Raw genomic sequence first — 22,537 nt, forward strand, 5'->3', positions numbered from 1 at the left:
CGGTCCGGGAGTAACGGCTCGATCCGCGCCCACTGCGCATCAGTCAACGGCACACCCGAACCAACGACCTGCTGATCCAAACGAAACTGCCTAGGCGTCGGCGCGAGGCTTTGCCAGCGGCCGACGGCCCCTCGTGAACACCTCCAAGCCGGGTCTCAACGCAGTCGTCAGGGTACCCGCAGTGCCTCCCTTGGACTGCGGGACGCGGTTACGGTGAGGGGATGGCCACGATGGATCTACGCACCGATATCCGGGAGTTTCTCAGCTCGCGTCGCGCCCGCATCACACCCGAGCAGGCGGGCCTGCCCGCTTACGGCGGCAAGCGTCGGGTCAAAGGTCTGCGTCGCGAGGAGGTAGCGCTACTGGCGGGGGTTTCAGTCGACTACTACGTGCGCATGGAGCGCGGCAGCCTCGCTGGTGCCTCCGATGGCGTGCTCGACGCGTTGGCCTCTGCCTTGCAACTCGACGAGGCCGAGCGCGACCACCTGTTCCACCTCGCGCGCCAATCCGGGGCGCCCGGCGGCCCACGCCGGCGCAGGGCTGCCGTGACGGTGCGCTCGACACTGCAGCAGGTGCTCGACGCCATCTCCGATGCGCCGGCCTGGATCTGTAACGGACGTTATGACGTGCTCGCCATGAATCAACTCGCCCGCGCGCTGTTTTCACCAGTGCTGGCCGACCCGCGACGGCCCGCGAACACAGCGCGGTTCGTCTATCTAGCTCCCGAGGCGGCCAGAGATTTCTTTGTCGACTACGACCAAATTGCCGGTGACGCGGCCGCGAAGCTACGCATGGAAGCCGGCCGCAATCCGCACGACGAGGAGCTGATCGCCCTGGTCGGCGAACTGTCGACGTGCAGTGAGCTATTCCGGCAGCGGTGGGCATCTCGGGACGTGCGGCTGCACCGGTCCGGACGCAAGCGGATGCACCATCCGATCGTGGGTCGGCTCGACTTGGACGTCGAGTCCCTGGAACTGCCCGCCGAACCCGGCCTGCACCTCACCGTCTACACCGCACCCGCGGGCACGCCGACCGCTGACAATTTGGCGCTCCTGGTGTCGTGGGCGGCCACCCAACAGACGCTGGCGACCGAGCTCGAAGCACACAACGGATAGTCCAACCCCTTCAGCCGTACCAGTCAGCGGACCATGAGGTGGGGCAACAGCGCCCGATGCCGTGTCGGTGATGGGCTGATGCATCACAGCGATGCCGGGTCACGCGCCTTGGCCGGGTAATCGGTCCAGGTTCGGATCGGTGAATCAGTGGCGAAGTTGACCTTGGGCTGTGCTCGGATGTTGTGCCAGCGGACGTAGCCGGCGATGGCCGCGTTCTGCTCGGCGTGGCTGCGGTGGTCGGTGCCGTTGGGCGCGAAGTAGAGCAGCGCGGCGAACTCGGCCTCGATCCAGTTCAACCACGAGCCGTAGATCGGGGGTGCACACCAACTCGACCTCGTTCGCAGCGCACCAGGACCGGACGGTCGGGTGGCGATGCGGGGAGAAACACACCACCCGCCCGTAGGCGGGCGGGTGGTCGTAGTGGGCGAGGATCCGGTGCATCTTGGCTGTGAAGTCCGGGTCGCACTCGGCGGGGGACGTCCGGGCGATCAGGCGGATCCACTCGCGGGTCCGGTCACCGATCTTGCGGCGACGTCCCCCGCTCCATTGTGGGTCCAGCGCGTCGAACCCCCGCTCGCTGAACGCGTGGATCACATCGCGTACGTAGTCCTCGCCGACCTGCAGCAACGAGGTGATGTCGCGGACGGTCCGGCCCTGGCCCGACATCATCACCGCGCACTCGACGTGCGGGCAGCCTGGCGGCTTCGAGCAGCGAGATCGATTACCCAATTACCCGGTCAACGATGCGTGTCGAGCCACTAGCGGCGGGGCCCGGGGCGCTCCTTGATGCCGACGAGCATGGAATAGCCGCCCATCAGGGGTTCGACCCGGGTGCTGCCGAATCCCGCCTCCGCCAGCCAGGACTGCCCGTCGGCCTCGGTGTACTCGCCTCCGGCGACGGACTCGATCAGCATGTTCAGGCTCGCCAGCAGGCCGAAGGTGTTGTGCCGCCGCTCGTCGTCGATGATCGCGTCGTAGACGAGCACCGCTCCCCCGTCGGGCAGGGCGTCGTACACCCTCTTCAGCAGCAGCCGCTTCTCCTCCGGGCCCCAGCCGTGCAGGATCTGGCCCAGCACGATGACGTCGGCGGCGGGCAGTTCGTCCGCGAAGAAGTCGCCGCCGTGGAAGGTGAGCCGGTCGGCGAGGCCGAGGGACGCCACGTAACGGTCGAAGACCGGCCGCACCCGGGGCAGTTCGAAGACGCCGCCGCTGATGTGGGGATGGCGCTGGGCCACCGCGACCGGAACGCAGCCGAGTGCGCCGCCGGCGTCGAGCACCGTCCGGTATCCGGCCCAGGGGAATGCCTCGGCTATCACCCGCGCCATTCCCATGCTGAGCCCGGTCATGCCGTGCAGAAACCGTTCGAGGCTGGTCTGGTCGTGGTAGATGGCGTCGTAGACGTCCCCGCCGTGCTTCTGCTCGTTCTGCGGTCTTCCGGTGCGCAGCGCCTCGGTGAGCGATCCCCAGAACGGATAGAGGCGGCTGTTCGCCATCTCCAGGACTCCGCCGATGTAGGTGTCCTTCTCCCGGTCGAGGAACGCGTCGGCGCTCGGGCTGTTGCGGTATTCGTTCCCCGTTCTCTCCAGGAATCCCAGGGCGACCAGAGCGTCCAGGAAGTCCGCCGCGCCGCGTGGATGCAGGCCGAGCGCCTCCGCCAGATCGCCGCCCTCGCACGGGCCATTGGCGAGCCGGGTGAAGACATCGAGTTCCACGGCGGTGAGCAGGGTCTTCGACGACATGAAGCCGAGCCCCACTTGCAGAATGGACTCCGGGCTGATCTCGTGCGACATGAGGTTCCTCGCCGTTGTTCCAGAATTGAGCACACGGCACTCGACCGGTGTCATCGCGGACCTTCGTACGCTACCCAGCTGGCACGGCGGGCGATCCACAGACCGAGTCCGGCCAGGGGGATCATGGTCAGCAGGGTGACGGCGACCGTGCCGAGGCCGTCGTCACCGCTGCCGAGCACCTGACCGGTGAGCAGGAAGAGGACCATGTTGTTTCCCGCGTGGGCCAGGCTCACGGTCCATATCGTGCCGCTGCGCACGAACAGCCAGGCGAGAATGACCTCCTGACACTGGAAAGAGAGGGTCCACACCAGCAGTCCCAGCAGGAGATGCGGGAATTCGACATAGCCGGTGAAGGCCAGCGGATAGTGCCAGGACGCCCAGACAAGACCGGTGACGATCACCGATGGCGCCATTCTGCCGCCGAAGAGCCGCGGCCGGAGATAGCTGGTCCAGCCGAACTCCTCGCCCCAGTACAGCGGGGTGAGGAGCGGCATGGCGAGCATCAGGCCGAGCACCGCCGCCCAGCCAGGGACACCGTCCACGATCTCGTCCAGCGGGGCGAGGTCCGGGCGCCACAGACCCAGCGCGGCCGCCAAAGCCATGGTCACGGCGGCGATGGCCAACGGGCCGAACCAGGCCAGGAGGTAGTAGCGCCAGGCGGACTTCAGCCGGAGCCGGAGCCCCGCGTCGGCGAATCCCTCCCGGGTGATCCAGCGCCGTACGACGAACGCCGCGATGGCAGGGACGCAGAAGGCCGGGAGCTGGAGCAGCGGATGCAGTCCGGACAGCCCCATGATCCGGTGCGCCACGAACAGCCACAGCCAGGTTCCGGCGAAGGACAGGGCGAGGAACGCCGCGATCCCTCTGGTTTTCGATGACGTCGACGACTTCAACGCGCATTCCCTTCATGAATGCTGACAGCGGAAAATGTCGTGGATAAAACTGCCGCCCGGCGGCGGGCCGACGCATCGCTGCCGCGAGCGAAATCCGCATCCCCCGGTGCCGCGAGGGCGGTTGGCTCTTTCGGGGGAGGCAGTGCGCAGGGGGCGCCGGTACTGTTTCGGGCCATGCGCACACTGATGCGCCCGCTTTTCGATGGCGCCACTTATCGGAGCTGGGCTTACGTGATTCTCGGAGCGGCACTGAGTGTGCCGCCGCTGGTGGCGGGGGCGGTGTCGGCACCGCCCAGGTGGCCGTTGCCCGGCCGTATCGCGGGCTTCACGCTCGCGCTCGTCGTGGTGATCGCCGTCATGGGCGGGCCGCGCGCGGCCCGCCGCGGATGCGTCACGCTGGCCAATCGGTGGCTCGGCACCGAACTGCCCGCCCCGGCCGCCGCATCGCCCCGGTCCCGGTGGGCCGACCGTGTGCGTACGGCGGCCTGGCTGGTGCCGCACGCGGCGGTGGGCGTGGCGGCGACGGCGGTGACCGGGGCGCTGGTCTTCGCCGCGGTCATGTTTCCCTCCGTGTGGCTGAGCGGCGGGGACCGGGTCGCTGTCCTCTGGGGCCATGTCACCGTGACGGCGGGCGTGGCGGGAGCGTGGTGTCCCGTCGTCACCGCCCTGTGTCTGTTGCTGGCCGCGTACGTGACCGTCGTCGCCGCCGCGGGGCTCCGGCTGCTGGCTCCGGTGCTGCTCGACCACCGGCCCGCCGAGCGGGCGGCCGCCGCCGAGGAGCGGGCGCGCCTGCTGGCCGGGCGCAACCGGCTGGCTCAGGAGCTGCACGACTCCATCGGGCATACGCTGACGGCCTCCACCATCCAGGCGGCGGTGGCGAGCGAGTTGCTGGAGCGCGATCCGGTGGCGGCCCGGCGTGCCCTGACCACCATCGAGGAGACCTCCCGCGCGGCGATGGACGACCTCGACCACGTCCTCGGCGCCCTGCGGGAGCAGCAGGCGCCCACCGCTCCCGCGCGCACCCTCGCCGACCTCGGCGCGCTGGTGGAGTCGGTGCGGCAGGCGGGAGCGTCACTGGAGGCGACCACCGAGGGCAGCCTGGACCGCATCCCGGCGACCGTGTCGCGCGAGGCGTACCGCATCGTCCAGGAGGGGCTGACCAACGCGCTGCGGCACGGCGCGAAGGCGGGCATCACGCTGCGGGTCACCGCCCGGGACGGGCTGCTGGAGCTGGAACTCGTCAACCTGGTGGGCGGCGCGGCGCGCTTCCGCCGGGGCGGGCGTTCGCGGCACGGGCTGGACGGGATCGCCGACCGGGTGCGGCTGCTGAACGGCGAGGTGTCGGCCGGTCCGGCGGACGACACCGGGGGCGGGCGCGCGCGGTGGCGGCTGGTGGCGCGACTGCCGCTGGGGCCGGAGCGATGACCACCGCCGAGGTGCCGGGCGGGGCGTCCGCCGCGCACCGTACGGTGCGCGTCCTCGTCGTGGACGACGAGGAACTCACCCGTACCGGACTGCGGACCCTGCTGTCCGCGAAGCCCGATCTCACGGTGGTCGGCGAGGCCGCCGACGGGTCCGAGGTGCTGCCGCTGGTGGAGGAGTCGCGGCCCGATGTGGTGCTGATGGATGTCCGGATGCCCTCGGTGAACGGGATCGAGGCGACGCGGCGGCTGCGGGCCGCGTGGGCGGAGCCGCCGAAGGTCATCGTGATCACCACCTTCGAGAACGACGAGTACGTGTACGACGCCCTGGAGGCCGGGGCCAGCGGATTCATCCGCAAGCGGGCCCCGGCCGAGCAGATCGCCCATGCCATCCGGCTGGTGGCCAGCGGGGATTCGGTGCTCTTCCCCGAAGCCGTCGCCCGGCTGACCACCGGGCGCCCGGTGCGGCGGGAGGCCGTGGCGCGGGTGGCGGCGCTCACCCGGCGGGAGGCGGAGATCCTTCAGCTGATGGCGGAGGGGCTGACGAACCAGCGGATCGCGGAGGTGCTGACGGTGAGCCTGGAGACGGTCAAGACGCATGTGGGCAATGTGCTGGCCAAGCTGGGCGCCGGGAACCGGACCCAGGCGGTGATCCTGGCTTTCGAGGCGGGGCTCGCACCGCGAGGGCAAGCGTTTTCGCCATCAAGTCGCAGGCATGGCATGAACCTTGACACTCATTGGTGACAGCGCTTTCTATGGCGTGATGACCTCTGGACGACGCTCCGTCAGACCCGGTCGGCGGCCGCTCGGCCTGCTCACGGCCGCCGCCCTCGGCGCCGCCGCCACGCTCGTGGCGCTCCCCGCCCCCGCGACCGCCGCCGTGCCAGCCGCCACTTCGGCCTCGGGCACCACGTATTACGTCGACTCCCGCGCCGGAAACGACGGCTCGTCCGGCACCAGCGCCCACGCGGCATGGCGCAGCCTGGAGCGGGTCGGCCGGACGACCTTCCGGCCCGGTGACCGCATCCTGCTGAAGGGAGGCGGCTCCTGGAAGGGCCAGCTGTGGCCGAAGGGGTCGGGCGAGAAGAACCGCCCCATCGCGATCGGGCGTTACGGCCCGGGGCCCAAGCCCCGGATCCGTGGCGAGGGCGCCGTCGACGACGCGGTGCGGCTGTTCAACCAGGAGTACTGGGAGATCCGCGACCTCGACGTCAGCAACGCGGTACCCGCCACGGGGACGCCCGGGGAGAATCTGCGCGATCTGCGCGGCATCCACGTCTCGGGGGACGCCTCACGGCAGCTGGACCACTTCGTGATCGACCGGGTCGATGTCCACGACGTCACCGGCGAGGTGAACTGGATCAGCGGCGACACCGCGGGCAACGCGCCGGGCGTGCGCTTCAAGACCGGCTGGGACAGGTCCAAGAAGACCGGCGGCATCGTCTTCGACACCACGGTCCCCGACGTCACCGCGCCGCCCGCCGCTGCGACCGTGCTGCACGACGTACGGGTGCAGAACTCCACGGTGCGGAACACCTCGTTCGCGGGCATCGTCGTGAAGCAGTACACCGGCGACCTGAAGGACGCGGACGGCGATCCGGTCGCCGTCCCGACCGGCTGGGGCACCCGGACCTCGGCCGCCGACACCACGTTCACCCCGCACACGGACATCACCATCCGCAACAACTACATCTCCCAGGGCGGCACCGCGTACGGCTGCAACGCGATGTATCTGACCAACGTCCGCGGGGCGGTGGTCGACCGCAATGTGGTCGACCAGGCGGGGACGTCGGGCATCGAGGCGTACTACGCGGACGACGTGGTGATCCAGCGCAACGAGGTGTACCGGACGGAACGCAAGGCCGGGGGCGCGGACTCCAATGGCATCGACGCGGACAAGGGCACCACGCGGGTGGTCATCCAGTACAACTTCGTCCACGACAACGGCGACGGGATCCTGCTCTGCCAGTTCGCCTTCGGCGACGTCGTGGTGCGGTACAACGTCCTGAACGGGAACTCGCGTTATCCGCTGTATCTGCACTCGGACAAGGCAGCGTCGGCCGAGGTCTACAACAACACGGTGCACAACGCGTCGAGCAAGTACCTCGTCTACGGCTACGGCTCGTCACTGAACGCGCGCTACAACCTGCACGACAACGTGTTCTCCTCGGCCGTCGCCGACGCGACCCTGACGACCAGCCCGACCATCACCTACGACCGCAACTTCTACGGCGGGGCCCCACTGCCGGTGCCCGCCACCGACGCGCACGCCCGCACCGGCGACCCGCTGTTCGCCGACCCGGCCGTGTCGGGCCCGTACGGCACCCCCACCAGCGGCCCGCAGCTGCGCACCGGCCTGGCCTTCGCCCCCCGCCCGGGCTCCCCCCTGATCGACACCGGCGCCCCCACCCCCGACAACGGCGGCCGCGACTACCGGGGCACCCCCCTCTACCGCGGCGCCCCCGACCTCGGCGCTATCGAGGGCCCGCGATAGTCGCTGCCGATTGTCAGTGGCGCCTCGTACCGTGAAGGCAGTGGACAGGGGGTGGGATGGACATGGGCATCGTCGACCCGATGGAGCGGCTGCTGGCCGAGCGGGCCTGTGAGCGGCTGATCGTGGAGTTTCTGCGGCGGCTCGACCTGGGGGATCCGGGCACGGTGGCGGAGTTGTTCACCGCCGAGGGAATATGGGAGTGGCCCGCCGGGGAGCGGGTGGTGCGGGGACGGGAGGCGCTGCGGGAGTACTTCGCGTCGCGGCCGCCGGATCGGCTGTCACGTCGGGTGTGTTCGAACGTCCTGGTGACGGTGGACTCCACCGAGGCGGCCCGTGCGACGTCGTATTTCGCGACGTACCGGGTCGACGGCTATCGCGGGGGCATCGTCCCGTCGCGGCCGCCGGTCAATGTGGGGCACTACGAGGACGCGTTCCGCCGGGTGGAAGGGCGGTGGCTGCTGGCCTCGCGGACCACGCATCTGGCCTTCGGCGGGGAAACGGAGCGGCTCGGGGGTGGGGAGCGGGGCTGAGGTCAGCTGTCCTCGGCTTCCGCGCCGCAGCGCCGGCAGCGGTCGAAGGGGCTGGTGTCCTGGAGGGCGCCGCACTCGGCGCACACGCGGTCCAGCCAGCAGGCGGCGTCCCCGCCTTCGGGTTCGGCGGGGGTGGGGTCCGAAGGGGGTTGTCGGGGGTCCGGTTCGCGCATCGTCGGCGTTCTCCCTTGGGGTGGGATTATCAGGGTGCCATGCGCATGGATACGTCGGATCTATCTGGGGCATCTCAGGCTTGATTGGGCGTCATTCCGCTCCGCCTCTCCCCAGTTGTCGGATGACTCGGTAACGTGTCCGCCTCGGGAGGCAAACATGGAGAGATCTGTCAGACGCTCCACCCTGGTCCTTCTCCTCTGTAGCGCGCTGGCCATGACGCTGTTCGTCTCGGGCCCGGCGCGGGCGAAGGAGCAGGGCAAGGACTCCGCGTGGACGGTGAGCGGTCCCTTGCCGAACGGTCGATCGCCCCACTCCGAGGACTCCGGTCCACTCGCCCGGCTGCGGCTCGACCGGGCCTCGGGCGCGCTGACGCTTCAGGTGTCCCGAGCCGGTCGTACGGTGGTCGAGCCCTCGCCCGTGGGCATCCTCACCGAGCGGGCAGACCTGTCGCGCGGGCTGCGGTTCCTGGGCCGCAGCGACCGTACGGTGGCCGGACAGTACCGGGCCACCGCCGGCAAGGAGCGCTCGCGGGCGTTCCGCATGACCGAGGCGCGGTTCCGGTTCCGGGGCAGCGGCGGCGCGCGGCTGGACGTGCTGGTGCGGGTGTCGGGCGACGGGGTCGCCTACCGCTACGTCCTGCCGTCCGGCAGCGGCGATGTGCTGGGCGAGACCTCGGCGTTCACCCTGCCCGCGGGCGCGGACGCCTGGCTCGGCGCGTACCGCAAGGACAACGAGAACCTGTTCAAGCAGTACGCCGCGGCGACGGCGCCCGCCGGTGAGTACATGGCGCAGGCCCTGTTCCGGACCGGCGGCGGCTACGCCCTGATCGCCGAATCGGACCTCACCGGCCGCTACTCCGCCGCCCGCCTGGTCCACGACGAGGGCAGCCCGACGTACCGCATCGGGCTGTGGGACCAGCGGGTCGCGTCCGACGGTCCGCTCAGCACCCCGTGGCGGGCGATGGTCGTGGGCGATCTGGCGACCGTCACCGAGTCCACCTTCACCGACGACCTGGCCCCCGCCTCGAAGGTGGCCGACACCTCGTGGATCCGGCCGGGGCCCGCGCTGTGGACCTGGCTCGCGGGTGGCCGCCCGGCCGGGCAGAGCCTGTCGATGCAGAAGGGGTACGTGGACTACGCGGCCCGTCGCGGCTGGCCGTATGTGGTGGTGGACGCGGGCTGGTACTTCGACCCGGAGCAGTGGGACGTCACCGATCCCGACTGGCAGCGGAACAGCTGGATCCCGGAGCTGGTCCGGTACGCCAAGGAGCGGAAGGTCGGCATCCAGGTCTGGATCCACCAGCGCGATCTGGACACCGCGGAGGAGCGCGAGCAGTGGCTGCCGACCCTGGAGAAGTGGGGCGTGAAGGGGGTGAAGATCGACTTCATGGACTCCGAGTCCCAGGAGACGCTGCGCTGGTACGACGAGATCCTTCCGGCCACCGCCGCCCACCACCTGCTCGTCAACTTCCATGGCTCGACCATCCCCAAGGGCATCCAGCGCACCTGGCCCCAGGTGATGTCGATGGAGGGCGTCAACGGCGAGGAGAAGCGGGTCAACACCCCGCAGCACCTGGCGACGCTGCCCTTCACCCGCAATGTCATCGGCTCGATGGACTTCACCCCGGGCGCCTTCCAGCGGGCCGAGCGCCCGAACGCGGGATCGGACGCGGGCGAGCTGGGCCTGTCGGTGCTGTACGAGTCGGGGATCCAGAACCTGGCGGGCACCCCGGAGTCGTACGACGCCCGCCCGCAGGCCCGACGCTTCCTGGAGCAGATACCGGCCTCCTGGGACCGCACCCGGCTGCTGGCGGGGCGGCCCGGGGAGAGCGCGGTGCTGGCGCGCGCGAAGGGCGGGCGCTGGTTCATCGGCGGAATCTTCAGCGGTGACGCGCACACCGCCACCGTGCCGCTGCGACTGGGCCAGGGGAAGTGGCTGGTCGATCTCGTCCTCGACGGAGCGGACGGCCTGGTGCGCGCGCCACGGGTGGTGGGCGGCGGGGACACCGTGTCCGTCCCGGTGGTGAAGGACGGCGGCTTCGCCGCCATCGCCTGCCGCTGGCGCCCCGGCCTCACCAGCTGCGACCGGCCCTGACGGACGCGCACGACCCACCTCGCTCCGCGGCGCCCCGGGCCCGATCCGGCTCGGGGCGTCGTGGAGCGGCGGATTCCGGACATCTGACGCATGATCGTTCCAGGGCGACCGAGCGGATCACACGTCAGGAAGCGGATATGGCGATCACCAGATGGTTCTTCGAGGCCGGCCACACGGCCGCCGAATTCAAGGCCAGACACATGATGGTCACGTACGTGCGCGGGCAATTCAAAAACGTTCAGGGCTCGATCGAGGTGGATCCCGACAACCCGGAGGACGCCCGGATCGAGGCGACGATCGACGCGACACAGGTGTATACGGGGCAGCCGCAGCGGGACGCGCATCTGCGGAGCGCCGACTTCTTCGACGTAGAACACCATCCGACGTGGACGTTCACCGGCACGGGCGTCACCCAGCTGAGCGAAACCGAGTTCGAGGTCGCGGGCGACCTCACGGTGCGCGGCGTGACCCGCCGGGTGCCGCTGCATGTGACCTATCTGGGGCAGTGGGACACGCCCTGGTGGGAGGGCGACCAGGACCTGGGCCCGCGGCGGCGGGCGGGCTTCCTCGCGACGGGCCGGGTCAACCGGCATGACTTCGGGGTGTCCTGGAACGACACGGTGGACCGCGGCGGGGTCGTGGTGAGCGACCTGGTCGACATCACCCTCGACGTCGAGGCCGTGCTCGACCCCCAGGGCACGCATGCCTGAGCGGCTGAACGGCTGAACGGCTAGCGGCCCGGGGGGTTGCGGGTGCGGGTCCACTGCCCCAGCTGGCGGGCCGTCCAGGTGTTGATGATCCGTTCCTTCGGCACGCCGCATTCGACCGCCCGGGTGCATCCGTTGATCTGCCAGTCGAGCTGGCCGGGTGCGTGGGCGTCGGTGTCGACCGAGAAGAACGTCCCCGCCCGGACCGCCTCCCGGAGCAGCCGCCGCGGCGGATCCAGCCGCTCCGGGCGGCAGTTGATCTCCACAGCGGTGCCCGACTCCACGCAGGCCGCGAAGACCTCGGCGGCGTCGAAGGCGGACTCGGGCCGCTTGCCGCCCAGCAGCCGTCCCGTGCAGTGCCCCAGCACATCGACGTGCGGATCGCCGACCGCGGTCACCATGCGGCGGGTCATCGGACGCGCGTCCATCCGCAGCTTGGAGTGGACGGAGGCCACCACCAGGTCCAGCCGGTCCAGCAGCTCGGGCTCCTGGTCCAGCGAGCCGTCGGCCAGGATGTCGACCTCGATACCGGTCAGCAGCCGGAACGGGGCCAGCGTCTCGTTGAGCTCCGCCACCACGTCCAGCTGCTCGCGCAGCCGGTCCGCCGAGAGCCCGCGGGCGACGGTCAGCCGCGGGGAGTGGTCCGTGAGCACGGCCCAGTCATGGCCCAGCCGGGCGGCGGTACGGGCCATCAGCTCGATCGGGGAACCGCCGTCGGACCAGTCCGAATGCAGATGGCAGTCGCCGCGCAGCGCGGCCCGCAGCTCGTCCGCGGCGCCGTCGGTGCGGTCCGCTGCGGGACCGGAACCGGGACCGGAACCGGCACCAGGCCCGGGTTCCAGTTTCCGCAGATAGCCGGGCACCTCGCCGCGCAGCGCCTCCTTGACCACCTGTGAGGTCTTGGGGCCGAGGCCCTTGAGCGAGGCGAGCGTGCCCGCCGCCACCCGTCGTTCGACCTCTTCCGGAGGCAGCCCGGCGAGCACCGCCTGCGCGGTACGGAAGGCGCGTACGCGGTACGTCGGGGCCTGCTCGCGCTCCAGCAGGAACGCGATCCGGTCCAGGGCCGTCAGCGGGTCCACCCGGCGGCCTCCTTCCTCACCGCACCCCTCACCGCACCGTCAGGCGCGCCGGTCCGGGCGGCGGCCCGGGGGCTGCCGCGGCTCGGCTCGGGCGGTCTGTTCGGGCACGTCACACGTCTGGGGCGACTTGTCGGAGACGGTGATGGGACGACCGTAGTGCTGGATCTCCAGCGGCGCCCCCTCGACCAGGGTGTAGGTGGCGGTGAGGTCGGTGATCTCCACCCGCAGCCGCCGTCGCAGCACCTGCACGCTGAAGGCCAGCCGGGCCAGCTTCTCCGGCAGCTTGGGCGAGAAGCACAGGCTGCCCTCGAGGTACCGCATTCCGCCGAACCCGGCGACCAGCGCCATCCAGGTGCCGGCCAGCGAGGCGATGTGCAGTCCGTCGCGGGTGTTGTGCTCCAGGTCCAGCAGATCCATCAGCGCCGCCTCGCCCAGGTAGTCGTAGGCGAGACGCAGATGGCCGACCTCGGCGGCAATGACGGCCTGGGCGCAGGCGGACAGGGAGGAGTCCCGGACGGTCAGATGCTCGTAGTAGGCGAAGTCGCGGGCCTTCTCCTCCTCGGTGAAGCACTCGCCGCGCAGATACATGGCCAGCACCAGGTCGGCCTGTTTGACCACCTGCTTGCGGTACAGGTCGAAGTAGGGGAAGTGGAGCATGAGGGGGTACTGGCTGGGGTGGGTGTTCTGGAAGTCCCACTCCTGGTGGTCGGTGAAGTCGGCGGACTGCTCGTGGACTCCCAGCGTCTTGTTGTACGGGATCGTCATGGCCTCGGCCGCGTCCCGCCAGGTCGCGGCCTCCTCGTCGTCGGCTCCCAGCAGCGAGCCCTTGTCGGGGTGGCGCTCCACGACGTCCGCGGCGGCGCGCAGGTTCGACTGGGCCATGAGGTTGGTGTAGACGTTGTCGTCCGCGATGGCGCTGTACTCGTCGGGGCCGGTCACCCCGTCGATGTGGAACCGGCCGTGGTGGTCGTGGTGGCCCAGGGAGCGCCACAGCCTGGCGGTCTCCACCAAGATCTCCACCCCGGTCTCGCGTTCGAACTCCTCGTCGCCGGTGGCGGCGACGTAGCGCACCACGGCGTCGGCCACGTCGGCGTTGATGTGGAAGGCGGCCGTGCCCGCGGGCCAGTAGGCGGAGCACTCGGAGCCGTCAATGGTGCGCCAGGGGAAGGCGGCGCCCTCGTGGCCGAGCTGGCGCGCCCGCTCCCGGGCGGCGGGCAGGGTGGACTGGCGCCAGCGCAGCGCCTGGGCGACCGCCTCGGGGAAGGTGTAGGTCAGCAGCTGGAGGACGAAGGTGTCGGCGTCCCAGAAGGTGTGCCCGTCGTAGCCGGAGCCGGTGAGGCCCTTGGCGGGGATGGCGCGTTCCTCGGCGCGCGCACCGGCCTGGAGGACATGGAAGATGCCGAACCGCACCGCCTGCTGGATCTCGGCGTCGCCCTCGACCTCGACGTCGGCGCGCGCCCAGAAGTCCTCCAGCCAGGCGCGCTGCTGCTCGACCAGGCCCTGCCAGCCGGTGGAGACGGCTCCGGCGAGCGCCGCCTCGACCTGGTCGCGTACGGCGGGCAGTGAGCGGGCGCCGGACCAGCCGTAGGCGACCAGCTTCTCCAGCCGCAGCTTCTCGCCCGGCTTGAGGACGGAGGTAACGGTGAGGCGGGCGACGTCATCGCCGCTCTCGCTGGCGTGCCGGGTGGGCGGCGGCCCGGTGATCAGGTGGTCGGCGGCGGCCGCGACCCGCAGCCTGCTGGCCTTGGTGCAGTGGATCAGCAGCAGCCGCTTGTCGACGGCGTCGTTCGCCTCGGTCTCCAGCGGGCTCTCCAGCGCGGAGGCGACGCGGGGGTCGCCGCCGCGCTCCGGCAGCTGCTCGTTGGCGACCAGCTCGGACTGGACGACGACCCGGATCTCGGCGTCCAGCGCCTCCACCTCGTAGGCGACCGCGGCGACGGCCCGCTGGGTGAGGGAGACCAGCCGGGTCGAGCGCACGCGCACGCTGGTTCCGGAGGGGGAGGTCCATTCGCAGGTGCGGTGCAGGAGACCGGCCCGCAGGTCGAGCACGCGCTCGTGGGAGCGCAGCCGCCCGTAGCGCAGATCGAAGGGCTCGTCGTCCACCAGCAGCCGGATGATCTTGCCGTTGGTGACGTTGATCATGGTCTGGCCCGCTTCGGGATAGCCGTATCCGGCCTCCGCGTACGGCAGCGGGCGCAGCTCGTGCACGCCGTTGAGGTAGGAGCCGGGCAGGCCGTGCGGCTCCCCCTCGTCGAGGTTGGCGCGCCAGCCGACATGGCCGTTGGAGAGCGCGAAGACGGACTCGCTCTGCGGCAGCAGATCAAGGCGGAGCGCGGTCTCGCGCAGTTGCCAGGGATCGACGGCATACGAGGAATCGGTGATCACGACGGGTCCTCCAGCAGCTCGGCGAGATCCTTGACGACGATGTCGGCGCCGTGTGCGCGCAGCGCGTCGGCCTGGCCGACCCGGTCCACGCCGACGACGCGGCCGAAGCGGCCGGCACGGCCCGCCTCCATGCCCGCCAGAGCGTCCTCGAAGACGGCCGCCCCGGCGGGAGCGGCACCCAGGTCCCGGGCGGCTTCCAGGAAGGTGTCCGGATGCGGTTTGCCCGGGAGCCCGCGCTCGGCGGCGACCACGCCGTCGATCCGCACCTCGAAGAGGTGCTCGATCCCGGCGGCGATCAGCACGTTGCGGCAGTTGGCGCTGGAGGAGACGACCGCGGTGCGCAGCCCGGCGGCGCGCGCGGCCTCGGCGAAGCGCACCGAACCGGGGTACGCCTGGACGCCGTCCTCCCGGATCTTCTGCAGCACGAGGAGGTTCTTCCGGTTGCCGAGCCCCTGGACGGTGTCCTTGTCGGGCGGGTCGTCCGCGTCGCCCTCGGGGAGTTCGATGCCGCGGGAGGCCAGGAAGGTGCGTACGCCGTCGGCGCGCGGACGGCCGTCGACGTACTCGTCGTAGTCGGTGGTCCGGTCGAAGGGGCGGTAGGAGGGGCCGTCGCGGCGCCGCAGGAACTCGTCGAACATCTGCTTCCACGCCGCCGCGTGCACCACCGCCGTCCGGGTCAGCACGCCGTCGAGATCGAACAGGCAGGCCCGGATGTCCGCCGGAAGGCCGAGCTTGGTCATGGCCCCCGGTTCCCCCGCGTCCGCCGGAATATGCGGCGGACGCTCCGGCGGCCCCGGGCGGGCGGGGCAGCCCTCAGCCGGGTACGGCGGTGCGGCCCTCGCGGCGGGAGCGGTCGGCGGCCTCCAGTACGGCGACCACTTCGCGGCCGAACCGCACGTCGCAGGGGTCGGCCACGCCGTCGCGGGCGCTCCGCAGGAGCCGGTCGATCGCCGTGGCGAACGCCTCCACGGCGGTGATTCCGGGGTCGGGCACCTCGGCCGTGCCCTGTTCGCCGTAGAACTCGCAGCCGAATCCGGCGGCGGCGGGCGCGGCGTCCAGGGTGAGCGCGAGGGTGCCGACCGCGCCCGAGGCGTGCCGCAGCAGCATGTGCGCGGCGCCGCGCGGTCCGTCGAGGGCGGTGACCTCGACGACCGGACCGAGCACCGGCAGCAGCAGGGCCAGGGCGTGCGGTCCGACGTCCCACAGCCCGCCGCGTTCGCGGCGCCAGGGCGAGGCTCCGTAGGGGCTGCCGGAGCGGAAGATGGAGCCGAAGCCGGTGGCGCGACCGCCGTCCCAGCCCCCGGCCGCCGCGGCATCGTCCAGGAACGAGGTGACCGGCGCCGCGAAGCGCCGGGTGAAGAAGACCACCGAGGCCGACGCGTGCTCCTCGGCGGCGGCCACGATCCGGTCGGCGGCGGCGGTGGTGAAGGCCAGCGGCTTGTCGAGCAGCAGATGGCGTCCGGCCCGTGCGGCCCGCTCGGCGAGGTCGCTCTGGATGTCCGGCGGGAGGGCGACGGCGACCGCGTCGACGTCGGCGATCAGCGCGTCGGGGTCGGGGTAGGCGCGGGTGCCGTAGCGGTCGGCCAGCGCCGCCGCCTTTGCCGGGTCGCGGCCCCAGACCCCGGCCAGTTCCGCGTCCGGGTGCGCGGCGAGCGCCGCGCCATGGGTCTCGGCCGCCCAGTGTCCGGTCCCCAGCAGTCCGAAGCGCATCCTGCCCGCCCTCTCGCCCGGTCCGCCGCGGGGTGCTCCCGCGGCCGACCGCGATCCTACGCCGCGGGCGGTACGCCGCTCACCTGCTTGGACGTGGCCGGGTGCCGGTGGGTGGGGGCGGTGACATTCTTGGGCCACGGCCCCGCCGCCGACCGGGCACGGCCGCGCTTCCCTCACCGCTGGAGGACCTGCCGTGGCCAGCCCGACCCGTCCGCGCCACATGACACCGGGCCGTACGGGACGGCCGTCCCCCGGGCCCGGCCGCACAGCGCCTCGCATGGCCGCGGTGCTGCTGCTGTGCTGTGCGGCGGTGTCCTCCTGCGCCTCCTCCCCCGAGCACGGCTCGCGGCCGCGGAAGTCGGCGGCGCCGCACCGCTCGGCCCCGGAGCGGTCCGCGGCCGAGGAGGCGGCCCGGGCCCGGCTGCTGCCGGGCATGCCGCCGCCGCTCGATCCGCACGACCTGTACGCGGCGGACCGGCCGGGCAAGCTGGCGAAGGCGGTGAAGGGCTTTCCGTCGCGGGTGTACGTGCCCAACACGCTGTCGGACACGGTGAGCGTGATCGACCCGAAGACGTACAAGGTGCTCCGCACCGTCCGGGTCGGTCATCAGCCGCAGCATGTGGTGCCGTCGTGGGACCTGAAGACGCTGTGGGTCAACAACGACCTCGGCAACAGCCTCACCCCGATCGATCCCCGGACCGGCGAGGTGGGCCGCCCGGTGGACGTCCACGATCCGTACAACCTCTACTTCACCCCGGACGGCAGGCACGCCGTGGTGATGGCCTCCAAGGACCGGGCCCTGGTGTTCCGGGACGCCCGCACCATGCGGGTGGTGAAGTCGGTTCCGGTGAGGTGCGCGGGCGTCAACCACGCCGACTTCTCCCCCGACGGGCGCTACTTCATCGTCTCGTGCGAGTTCTCCGGCGAGCTGCTGAAGGTGGACACGGCCCGGATGAAGGTGGTGGCGCAGCAGCGGCTACCGCTGGCGGGGGCCATGCCGCAGGACGTCAAGATCTCACCGGACGGAAAGACCTGGTACATCGCCGACATGGCGGCGAACGGGGTGTGGGTGATGAACGGGGACGCCTTCGGCCGCCCCCGGCTGCTGCCCACCGGCAAGGGCACCCACGGTCTGTACGTCAGCCGGGACTCCCGCACGCTCTACATCTCCAACCGCGGCGAGGGCACGGTCTCCCTGCTGTCGTTCAGGACCGGCAAGCTCACCGGCCGCTGGCGGCTGCCCGGGGGCACCAGCCCCGACATGGGCGGGGTGTCATCGGACGGCAAGGTGCTGTGGCTCTCGGGCCGCTACAACGGCGAGGTGTACGCGATCGACACCCGCACCGGGCGGCTCCGCGCCCGGATCCCGGTGGGCGGCGGCCCGCACGGGCTCGCCGTCTATCCGCAGCCGGGCCGGTACTCCCTCGGCCACACCGGCATCTTCCGCTGAGCCCTCGCGGAAACTGCCCCCGGCCGATGTATAGCCCGCCTATATAGACGCGTGATACACGTATACATGTGGAGTACACACATCAGTCCGGTTCACCGGAGCCCGAGCACACCCCGGAAGCCGCGACCGACGCGGCCCGTGAGGAGGTCGCGGAGGCGCTGGAGCGGCTGGCGTTCCTCGCGGTGCGGCATCTGGCCAGCCGGGACATCAGCTTCACCGCCGCCTCCACGCTCGGCCGCCTGGACCGGGAGGGCCCGGCCCGGCTCACCGCGCTGGCCGGCGACGAGGGCGTCAGCCAGCCCTCGATGACCCAGCTGATCCAGCGGCTGGAGCGGCAGGCCCTGGTGACCCGGGTCGACGATCCGCAGGACCGGCGCGTGGTGCTGGTGGCCATCACCGACGGCGGGCGCGCGCTGCTCGCCGAGCGGCGCCGCGACCGTACCGCCCGGCTGGCCGGACTGCTCGCCACCCTGCCCCCCGAGGACGAACAGGCACTCGCCGCCGCCGTCCGCGCCGCCGCCCCCGCCCTCCAGCGGCTGGCGACCGGCGCGGGGCGGACGGCCCGCAAGCCCCCGGGGAGTTCCGCCTCCTGAACGGAGCCCTTCTTGTCCGCAGAGCCCCGCGCCATCAGCCCCTTCAAGCAGCCCAAGGCCGTCTGGGCGGTCGCCTTCGCCTGTGTCATCTCCTTCATGGGCATCGGCCTCGTGGATCCGATCCTGCCCGCGCTCTCCAGCAAGCTGCGGGCCACGCCCAGCCAGGTGACGCTGCTGTTCACCAGCTATCTGGTGGTCACGGCGGTCGCCATGCTGGTCACCGGTTTCGTCTCCAGCCGCATCGGCGCCAAGCGCACCCTGGTCGCCGGTCTGGTGCTCATCGTGGTCTTCAGCGCGGCGGCCGGGGCGTCCGGCAGCATCGGCGGGATCGTCGGCTTCCGCGCGGGCTGGGGGCTGGGCAACGCCCTGTTCATCGCCACCTCGCTGGCCGTCATCGTCGGCTCGGCCAGCGGCGGTTTCGCGGGCGCCATCATCCTCTACGAGACGGCCCTCGGCATCGGCATCGCGGTCGGCCCACTGCTCGGCGGGGAACTCGGAGGGATCAGCTGGCGCGGGCCGTTCTTCGGGGTGTCGGCCCTGATGTCCATCGCGCTGATCGCGACCATCGTGCTCGTCGAGCCCACCCCCACCCCGGTGCGCCGTGCCTCGGTCATGGACCCGCTGAAGGCGCTGCGCCACCGCGGACTGCTCACCATGGGGCTGACCGCGCTCCTCTACAACTGGGGCTTCTTCACGGTGCTGGGCTACGCGCCCTTCCCGATGGACCTGGGCACCCATGAGCTGGGCTATGTCTTCACCGGCTGGGGCCTGTTCGTCGCCTTCTTCTCCGTCTTCGGCGCGCCCTGGCTCCAGGCCCGGCTGGGCATAGCCCGCGCGCTGTATCTGAACCTGACGCTGTTCGCCCTCGACATCCTCGTCATCGCGGTGTTCACCACCTCCACGGCGACGCTGATCGTGGCGGTCATCGTGGCCGGTGCCTTCATCGGCGTGAACAACACCATCACCACCCAGGCGGTGATGACGGTCGCGCCCGTCGAACGGCCCGTCGCGTCGGCCGCGTACGGCTTCGTCCGCTTCATCGGCGGCGGCCTCGCCCCGTACGCCGCGGGCAAGCTCGCCGAGCGCACCGGGGTGCACACCCCGTTCTACGTGGGGGCCGCCGCCGTCGTACTCGGCATCGCCGTCCTGGCCACCGGCCACTCCCAGCTCGCCGAGGCGGAGCGGGCGCAGGCGGCCGAGGCGCTGGCTCCCGAGAGCGCCCCGGCACCCGCGGCCTGAGCGGGGGCCGCGGTCAGATGCGCCAGGAGCGGATGCGGCCTGCCGCGTCGAAGACGTCCGCCTTGCTGGACAGGATGTCGCGGACCAGGTCGATCAGCGCGCCGTACGGCGGGTCGATGCCCTCGCCGGACGCGTGCATATAGGCGACGGCGGTCGCGCTGGCGAAGCGCGCGTTGCTCGCCGGGAGCGGCCGGAGCATGGCGAGCGTGTGCAGCAGCGCCGCGGCCCGCCACGCCGGGTCGGGATCGACACCCAGGCGCGGCGGGTCGACGCGGTGCCGGGCCACGGCGGCGACGAGACCCGAGAAGTCGGAGATGGCCGGCTGTTCGGGCAGGACCTCCTCATGGCGCTGGAGCAGCCACGGGACGTCGATGTGAAGCGGCGGCATCGTCAGGCGGCCTGTCCCGGGTGGCGGTGCTCGTCGTCCGGGAACGCGTCCGCGAAGGCGTCCGCGTTGTCCGCGAAGAAGCGGCGGAAGACCTCGGCGCCTTCCTGGAGAGCGCGATGGCGGGCGATGTCCGCGACGGTCGCCTCGCGGACGAGGGCCTTCATCGTGGTACCGCGCTCCTTGGCGATCTGGCGGAGGTCCTCAAGTTCCCGATCGCTGAATTCCACGTTGAGTGCTGACATGCGGCACACCCTACGCGCCCGGTACCCCGACAGCAATCACCCCAGCTCACATGATGTTTTTGTAGGTACTTGACAAGCCCTCGGAGGCGTCCGCGCCGGGCGGCCGGGCGCCGCGCTGATCCACCCGGACGAACGGCTCGCGCACCTCGTGGTCCGTCAGGGCGCGGTACGCGGCGGGGCGCCGGAACGCGTTCCCCCATGTCTCGCGGCGCCGGTAGTCGCGGAGCGCGTCGAGGTCGAAGAACGCCGGATAGACGCCCTCGGCCTCGCCCGCCTCGACCACGAGCATGTCCCGGGAGCGCCCGTCGGCGAACGCGATGCCGTCGAAGGCGATGGAGTGCCCCCAGCCGGGGCCCGCGTAGTTGGCCATGGCGAAGGCGGTCATGTTCTCGTAGGCGCGGGTCCGGAACTGGCTGAGCCGGTTGATCTCCAGATCGCAGGCGTTCGGGGTGAGGACGAGTTCCGCTCCGGCGAGCATCAGGGCCCGTGCGCTCTCAGGGAACTCCCGGTCGTAGCAGATCATCGCCCCCGTCATGACCTCGCCCGCCGCCGTGTCCAGGGCGCACACCTGGAAGCCGCCGCCCGGGGTGAGGGCGGCCTCGGACAGGTCGAACGCGCAGGTGTGCACCTTGGCGTAGGTGAGGGCGAGGCGGCCGTGGCGGTCGATGAGGGAGACGGTGTTGCGCGGCGGCCCGTCCCACCGCTCCAGATAGGTGAGCGCGATCGCCATGTCGAGTTCGGCCGCCAGCTCGCGGAAGTGGGCGACGAACGGCCCGTCGCGGGTGATCGCCTCATCGCCCCATACGGTCCCGGGCGCGGGCAGCGGCGGCCCGGACGGCTCGCCGTCCCACAGCCGGGGGTGGCGGTAGCGGTCACCGGTGGTCCCGTCGGTGACGGCCGGGCGGTAGCCGTTGCTCCACATCTCGGGGAAGAGCGCGATGTCCGCGCCGAGAGCCTTGGCGCGGCGGCAGGCGGCATCGCCGGTGGCGAGGTTCGCCGCCAGGCCGCGGCCGGGAGGGGCGAGCTGGAGCAGGGCGACGGTCAGGGTGGTCATGGCTGATCTCTCCTTCGTCGGCTGTGGAAGCGGAGGCGAAGGAGTGGCCGGTGGACCCCGGGCGCGGGGCGGGCGTCAAAGCATGTCCGTCACGCTACCCGGCGACCGGGGCGGCGGGCCAGGGTGCGGGTACGGTGAGCCGGGTCGGGGGAGATCGTTGCGAGGAGAGGGTGATCATGGAGCAGCGTGCACTGGGCCGGACCGGCCGCAAGGTCTCCGTCGTCGGGCTGGGTACCTGGCAACTGGGCGCGGGCTGGGGCGATGTCAGCGAGGCGGACGCGCTGGCCGTGCTGGAGACGGCCGTCGAGTCGGGGGTGACGTTCTTCGACACCGCCGATGTGTACGGGGACGGGCGCAGCGAGCAGCTCATCGGGCGCTTTCTGCGGGACCGGCCGGACGCGGGGATCTTCGTGGCCACCAAGATGGGGCGGCGGGTGCCGCAGGTCGCTGAGGAGTACACGCTGGACAACTTCCGTGCGTGGACCGACCGTTCGCGCGCCAACCTGGGCGTGGACACGCTCGATCTGGTGCAGCTGCACTGCCCGCCGTCCTCGGTGTACGCCACCGACGCGGTGTTCGACGCGCTGGACACCCTCGTCGACGAGGGGCGGGTGGCGGCGTACGGGGTCAGCGTGGAGACCTGTGAGGAGGCGCTGACGGCGATCGCGCGGCCGGGGACGGCGAGCGTGCAGATCATCCTCAACCCGTTCCGGCTGAAGCCGCTGGAGAGGGTGGTTCCGGCGGCCGCTGAGGCCGGGGTGGGGATCATCGCGCGGGTGCCGCTGGCGTCCGGTCTGCTGTCGGGCCGGTACACCAAGGACACGGTGTTCGCCGACGACGACCACCGGACGTTCAACCGGCACGGCGAGGAGTTCGACCAGGGCGAGACGTTCTCGGGCGTGGACTTCGCGGAGGGCGTCGAGGCCGCGGTGGAGTTCGGGACGCTGACGCCGGAGGGCGCCACGCCCGCGCAGACGGCGCTGCGGTGGATAGTCCAGCAGCCGGGGGTGACCTCGGTCATCCCCGGCGCGCGGAATCCCGTGCAGGCGCGGGCGAACGCGGCGGCAGCGGCGCTGCCGCCGCTGCCGCAGGCCACGCTGGACGCCGTCGGCGAGCTGTACGACCGGCGGATCCGTGCACAGGTGCACCACCGCTGGTGACCCCGAGCCGGGGCGTTGT

Annotated in this window: 22 protein-coding genes and 1 pseudogene; 11 read left to right on the forward strand and 12 right to left on the reverse strand. The window is 71.4% G+C overall.

Annotated features, from left to right (window positions below; translation table 11 throughout):
• The first annotated feature begins 230 nt into the window (after positions 1 to 230).
• A complete protein-coding gene (locus tag ACH4TL_RS27650) occupies positions 231 to 1,115 on the forward strand; it encodes a helix-turn-helix transcriptional regulator (RefSeq protein ID WP_398321370.1) in 885 nt (294 codons plus the stop codon).
• Positions 1,116 to 1,198: 83 nt separating this feature from the next.
• Here ACH4TL_RS27650 and ACH4TL_RS27655 read toward each other — a convergent pair whose 3' ends face one another.
• The 4 genes and pseudogenes from ACH4TL_RS27655 to ACH4TL_RS27670 all read right to left on the reverse strand — a co-directional run bounded on the left by ACH4TL_RS27655 (position 1,199) and on the right by ACH4TL_RS27670 (position 3,798).
• Positions 1,199 to 1,411, reverse strand: coding sequence for a hypothetical protein (locus ACH4TL_RS27655; RefSeq protein ID WP_398321376.1), 213 nt, complete (start codon positions 1,409 to 1,411; stop codon positions 1,199 to 1,201).
• 238 nt (positions 1,412 to 1,649) lie between these two features.
• A pseudogene (locus ACH4TL_RS27660) lies at positions 1,650 to 1,784 on the reverse strand (helix-turn-helix domain-containing protein); the annotation flags it as partial.
• A gap of 89 nt (positions 1,785 to 1,873) precedes the next feature.
• Entirely contained in the window at positions 1,874 to 2,905 is a 1,032-nt protein-coding gene (locus ACH4TL_RS27665; protein WP_398321337.1) for a methyltransferase, read from the reverse strand.
• A gap of 50 nt (positions 2,906 to 2,955) precedes the next feature.
• Positions 2,956 to 3,798: a CPBP family intramembrane glutamic endopeptidase gene (locus tag ACH4TL_RS27670; protein WP_398321334.1), complete on the reverse strand. Its 843-nt coding sequence runs from the start codon at positions 3,796 to 3,798 to the stop codon at positions 2,956 to 2,958.
• Between the two features lie 303 nt (positions 3,799 to 4,101).
• On the opposite strand from ACH4TL_RS27670, the gene ACH4TL_RS27675 reads away from it, so the two are divergent.
• From ACH4TL_RS27675 to ACH4TL_RS27690, 4 genes are read left to right on the forward strand one after another with little or no spacing between them, the layout of a single operon-like run.
• Positions 4,102 to 5,223: a sensor histidine kinase gene (locus ACH4TL_RS27675; RefSeq protein WP_398425359.1), complete on the forward strand. Its 1,122-nt coding sequence runs from the start codon at positions 4,102 to 4,104 to the stop codon at positions 5,221 to 5,223.
• A complete protein-coding gene (locus ACH4TL_RS27680; protein ID WP_398321329.1) occupies positions 5,220 to 5,963 on the forward strand; it encodes a response regulator in 744 nt (247 codons plus the stop codon). Before ACH4TL_RS27675 ends, ACH4TL_RS27680 begins: the two co-directional genes overlap by 4 nt.
• A gap of 19 nt (positions 5,964 to 5,982) precedes the next feature.
• Positions 5,983 to 7,713 carry a right-handed parallel beta-helix repeat-containing protein gene (locus ACH4TL_RS27685; RefSeq protein WP_398321326.1) on the forward strand — a complete coding sequence of 577 codons (1,731 nt, stop codon included), beginning with the start codon at positions 5,983 to 5,985 and terminating at the stop codon, positions 7,711 to 7,713.
• Between the two features lie 56 nt (positions 7,714 to 7,769).
• Positions 7,770 to 8,243, forward strand: a complete 474-nt coding sequence (locus tag ACH4TL_RS27690; protein WP_398321323.1) for a nuclear transport factor 2 family protein — start codon at positions 7,770 to 7,772, stop codon at positions 8,241 to 8,243.
• 2 nt (positions 8,244 to 8,245) lie between these two features.
• Here the strand turns inward: ACH4TL_RS27690 and ACH4TL_RS27695 are convergent, their stop codons facing one another.
• Complete coding sequence (locus ACH4TL_RS27695; RefSeq protein ID WP_398321321.1) at positions 8,246 to 8,416, reverse strand: hypothetical protein; 171 nt, start codon at positions 8,414 to 8,416, stop codon at positions 8,246 to 8,248.
• A 157-nt stretch (positions 8,417 to 8,573) separates the two neighbouring features.
• Between ACH4TL_RS27695 and ACH4TL_RS27700 the strand changes: the two genes are divergently transcribed.
• Both ACH4TL_RS27700 and ACH4TL_RS27705 read left to right on the forward strand, forming a co-directional pair.
• Positions 8,574 to 10,511 (forward strand): glycoside hydrolase family 97 catalytic domain-containing protein, encoded by a 1,938-nt coding sequence (locus ACH4TL_RS27700; protein ID WP_398321318.1) that lies wholly within the window; start codon positions 8,574 to 8,576, stop codon positions 10,509 to 10,511.
• A 137-nt stretch (positions 10,512 to 10,648) separates the two neighbouring features.
• The gene (locus ACH4TL_RS27705; protein ID WP_398321315.1) at positions 10,649 to 11,221 is read left to right on the forward strand and encodes a YceI family protein; all 573 of its coding nucleotides are present in this window, start codon (positions 10,649 to 10,651) and stop codon (positions 11,219 to 11,221) included.
• Positions 11,222 to 11,241: 20 nt separating this feature from the next.
• Here ACH4TL_RS27705 and ACH4TL_RS27710 read toward each other — a convergent pair whose 3' ends face one another.
• The 4 genes from ACH4TL_RS27710 to ACH4TL_RS27725 form a co-directional block, all read right to left on the reverse strand.
• Positions 11,242 to 12,297: a PHP domain-containing protein gene (locus ACH4TL_RS27710; protein ID WP_398321312.1), complete on the reverse strand. Its 1,056-nt coding sequence runs from the start codon at positions 12,295 to 12,297 to the stop codon at positions 11,242 to 11,244.
• Positions 12,298 to 12,336: 39 nt separating this feature from the next.
• The gene (locus tag ACH4TL_RS27715; protein WP_398321309.1) at positions 12,337 to 14,682 is read right to left on the reverse strand and encodes a glycoside hydrolase family 65 protein; all 2,346 of its coding nucleotides are present in this window, start codon (positions 14,680 to 14,682) and stop codon (positions 12,337 to 12,339) included.
• Complete coding sequence (locus tag ACH4TL_RS27720; RefSeq protein ID WP_398321306.1) at positions 14,679 to 15,422, reverse strand: HAD family hydrolase; 744 nt, start codon at positions 15,420 to 15,422, stop codon at positions 14,679 to 14,681. The genes ACH4TL_RS27715 and ACH4TL_RS27720 overlap by 4 nt, the downstream gene beginning before the upstream one ends.
• Positions 15,423 to 15,495: 73 nt before the next feature.
• The gene (locus tag ACH4TL_RS27725) at positions 15,496 to 16,392 is read right to left on the reverse strand and encodes a Gfo/Idh/MocA family protein (RefSeq protein WP_398321303.1); all 897 of its coding nucleotides are present in this window, start codon (positions 16,390 to 16,392) and stop codon (positions 15,496 to 15,498) included.
• Between the two features lie 277 nt (positions 16,393 to 16,669).
• Here ACH4TL_RS27725 and ACH4TL_RS27730 point away from each other — a divergent pair, with 277 nt between their 5' ends.
• The 3 genes from ACH4TL_RS27730 (at position 16,670) to ACH4TL_RS27740 (ending at position 19,674) form a co-directional block, all read left to right on the forward strand.
• The gene (locus ACH4TL_RS27730; protein WP_398321300.1) at positions 16,670 to 17,842 is read left to right on the forward strand and encodes a YncE family protein; all 1,173 of its coding nucleotides are present in this window, start codon (positions 16,670 to 16,672) and stop codon (positions 17,840 to 17,842) included.
• Positions 17,843 to 17,910: 68 nt separating this feature from the next.
• On the forward strand, positions 17,911 to 18,435 hold the full coding sequence (locus tag ACH4TL_RS27735; RefSeq protein ID WP_398321297.1) for a MarR family winged helix-turn-helix transcriptional regulator: 525 nt from the start codon (positions 17,911 to 17,913) through the stop codon (positions 18,433 to 18,435).
• Between the two features lie 12 nt (positions 18,436 to 18,447).
• Positions 18,448 to 19,674, forward strand: coding sequence for an MFS transporter (locus ACH4TL_RS27740; protein ID WP_398321294.1), 1,227 nt, complete (start codon positions 18,448 to 18,450; stop codon positions 19,672 to 19,674).
• Positions 19,675 to 19,687: 13 nt separating this feature from the next.
• Here ACH4TL_RS27740 and ACH4TL_RS27745 read toward each other — a convergent pair whose 3' ends face one another.
• Genes ACH4TL_RS27745 through ACH4TL_RS27755 form a run of 3 tightly spaced genes read right to left on the reverse strand, consistent with a single transcriptional unit; the run spans position 19,688 to position 21,358 of the window.
• Complete coding sequence (locus ACH4TL_RS27745) at positions 19,688 to 20,062, reverse strand: hypothetical protein (RefSeq protein ID WP_055553857.1); 375 nt, start codon at positions 20,060 to 20,062, stop codon at positions 19,688 to 19,690.
• Between the two features lie 2 nt (positions 20,063 to 20,064).
• Positions 20,065 to 20,304, reverse strand: a complete 240-nt coding sequence (locus ACH4TL_RS27750) for a hypothetical protein (RefSeq protein WP_014057435.1) — start codon at positions 20,302 to 20,304, stop codon at positions 20,065 to 20,067.
• 46 nt (positions 20,305 to 20,350) lie between these two features.
• On the reverse strand, positions 20,351 to 21,358 hold the full coding sequence (locus ACH4TL_RS27755; RefSeq protein ID WP_398321290.1) for a carbon-nitrogen hydrolase family protein: 1,008 nt from the start codon (positions 21,356 to 21,358) through the stop codon (positions 20,351 to 20,353).
• Positions 21,359 to 21,534: 176 nt separating this feature from the next.
• Between ACH4TL_RS27755 and ACH4TL_RS27760 the strand changes: the two genes are divergently transcribed.
• Positions 21,535 to 22,518, forward strand: a complete 984-nt coding sequence (locus ACH4TL_RS27760; protein WP_398321287.1) for an aldo/keto reductase — start codon at positions 21,535 to 21,537, stop codon at positions 22,516 to 22,518.
• Positions 22,519 to 22,537: the final 19 nt, after the last annotated feature.

This window comes from Streptomyces sp. NPDC021115 (assembly GCF_044333065.1).
Classification (GTDB): Bacteria; Actinomycetota; Actinomycetes; order Streptomycetales; family Streptomycetaceae; genus Streptomyces.

Excerpts from the sequence above, each read along its gene's own strand:
- ACH4TL_RS27700 (WP_398321318.1), top strand. The coding sequence starts at position 8,574 with ATGGAGAGATCTGTCAGACGCTCCACCCTGGTCCTTCTCCTCTGTAGC.
- ACH4TL_RS27650 (WP_398321370.1), top strand. The coding sequence starts at position 231 with ATGGATCTACGCACCGATATCCGGGAGTTTCTCAGCTCGCGTCGCGCC.
- ACH4TL_RS27720 (WP_398321306.1), bottom strand. The coding sequence starts at position 15,422 with ATGACCAAGCTCGGCCTTCCGGCGGACATCCGGGCCTGCCTGTTCGAT.
- ACH4TL_RS27665 (WP_398321337.1), bottom strand. The coding sequence starts at position 2,905 with ATGTCGCACGAGATCAGCCCGGAGTCCATTCTGCAAGTGGGGCTCGGC.
- ACH4TL_RS27730 (WP_398321300.1), top strand. The coding sequence starts at position 16,670 with ATGGCCGCGGTGCTGCTGCTGTGCTGTGCGGCGGTGTCCTCCTGCGCC.
- ACH4TL_RS27755 (WP_398321290.1), bottom strand. The coding sequence starts at position 21,358 with ATGACCACCCTGACCGTCGCCCTGCTCCAGCTCGCCCCTCCCGGCCGC.
- ACH4TL_RS27725 (WP_398321303.1), bottom strand. The coding sequence starts at position 16,392 with ATGCGCTTCGGACTGCTGGGGACCGGACACTGGGCGGCCGAGACCCAT.
- ACH4TL_RS27685 (WP_398321326.1), top strand. The coding sequence starts at position 5,983 with ATGACCTCTGGACGACGCTCCGTCAGACCCGGTCGGCGGCCGCTCGGC.
- ACH4TL_RS27705 (WP_398321315.1), top strand. The coding sequence starts at position 10,649 with ATGGCGATCACCAGATGGTTCTTCGAGGCCGGCCACACGGCCGCCGAA.
- ACH4TL_RS27750 (WP_014057435.1), bottom strand. The coding sequence starts at position 20,304 with ATGTCAGCACTCAACGTGGAATTCAGCGATCGGGAACTTGAGGACCTC.
- ACH4TL_RS27745 (WP_055553857.1), bottom strand. The coding sequence starts at position 20,062 with ATGCCGCCGCTTCACATCGACGTCCCGTGGCTGCTCCAGCGCCATGAG.
- ACH4TL_RS27680 (WP_398321329.1), top strand. The coding sequence starts at position 5,220 with ATGACCACCGCCGAGGTGCCGGGCGGGGCGTCCGCCGCGCACCGTACG.
- ACH4TL_RS27690 (WP_398321323.1), top strand. The coding sequence starts at position 7,770 with ATGGACATGGGCATCGTCGACCCGATGGAGCGGCTGCTGGCCGAGCGG.
- ACH4TL_RS27760 (WP_398321287.1), top strand. The coding sequence starts at position 21,535 with ATGGAGCAGCGTGCACTGGGCCGGACCGGCCGCAAGGTCTCCGTCGTC.
- ACH4TL_RS27695 (WP_398321321.1), bottom strand. The coding sequence starts at position 8,416 with ATGCGCGAACCGGACCCCCGACAACCCCCTTCGGACCCCACCCCCGCC.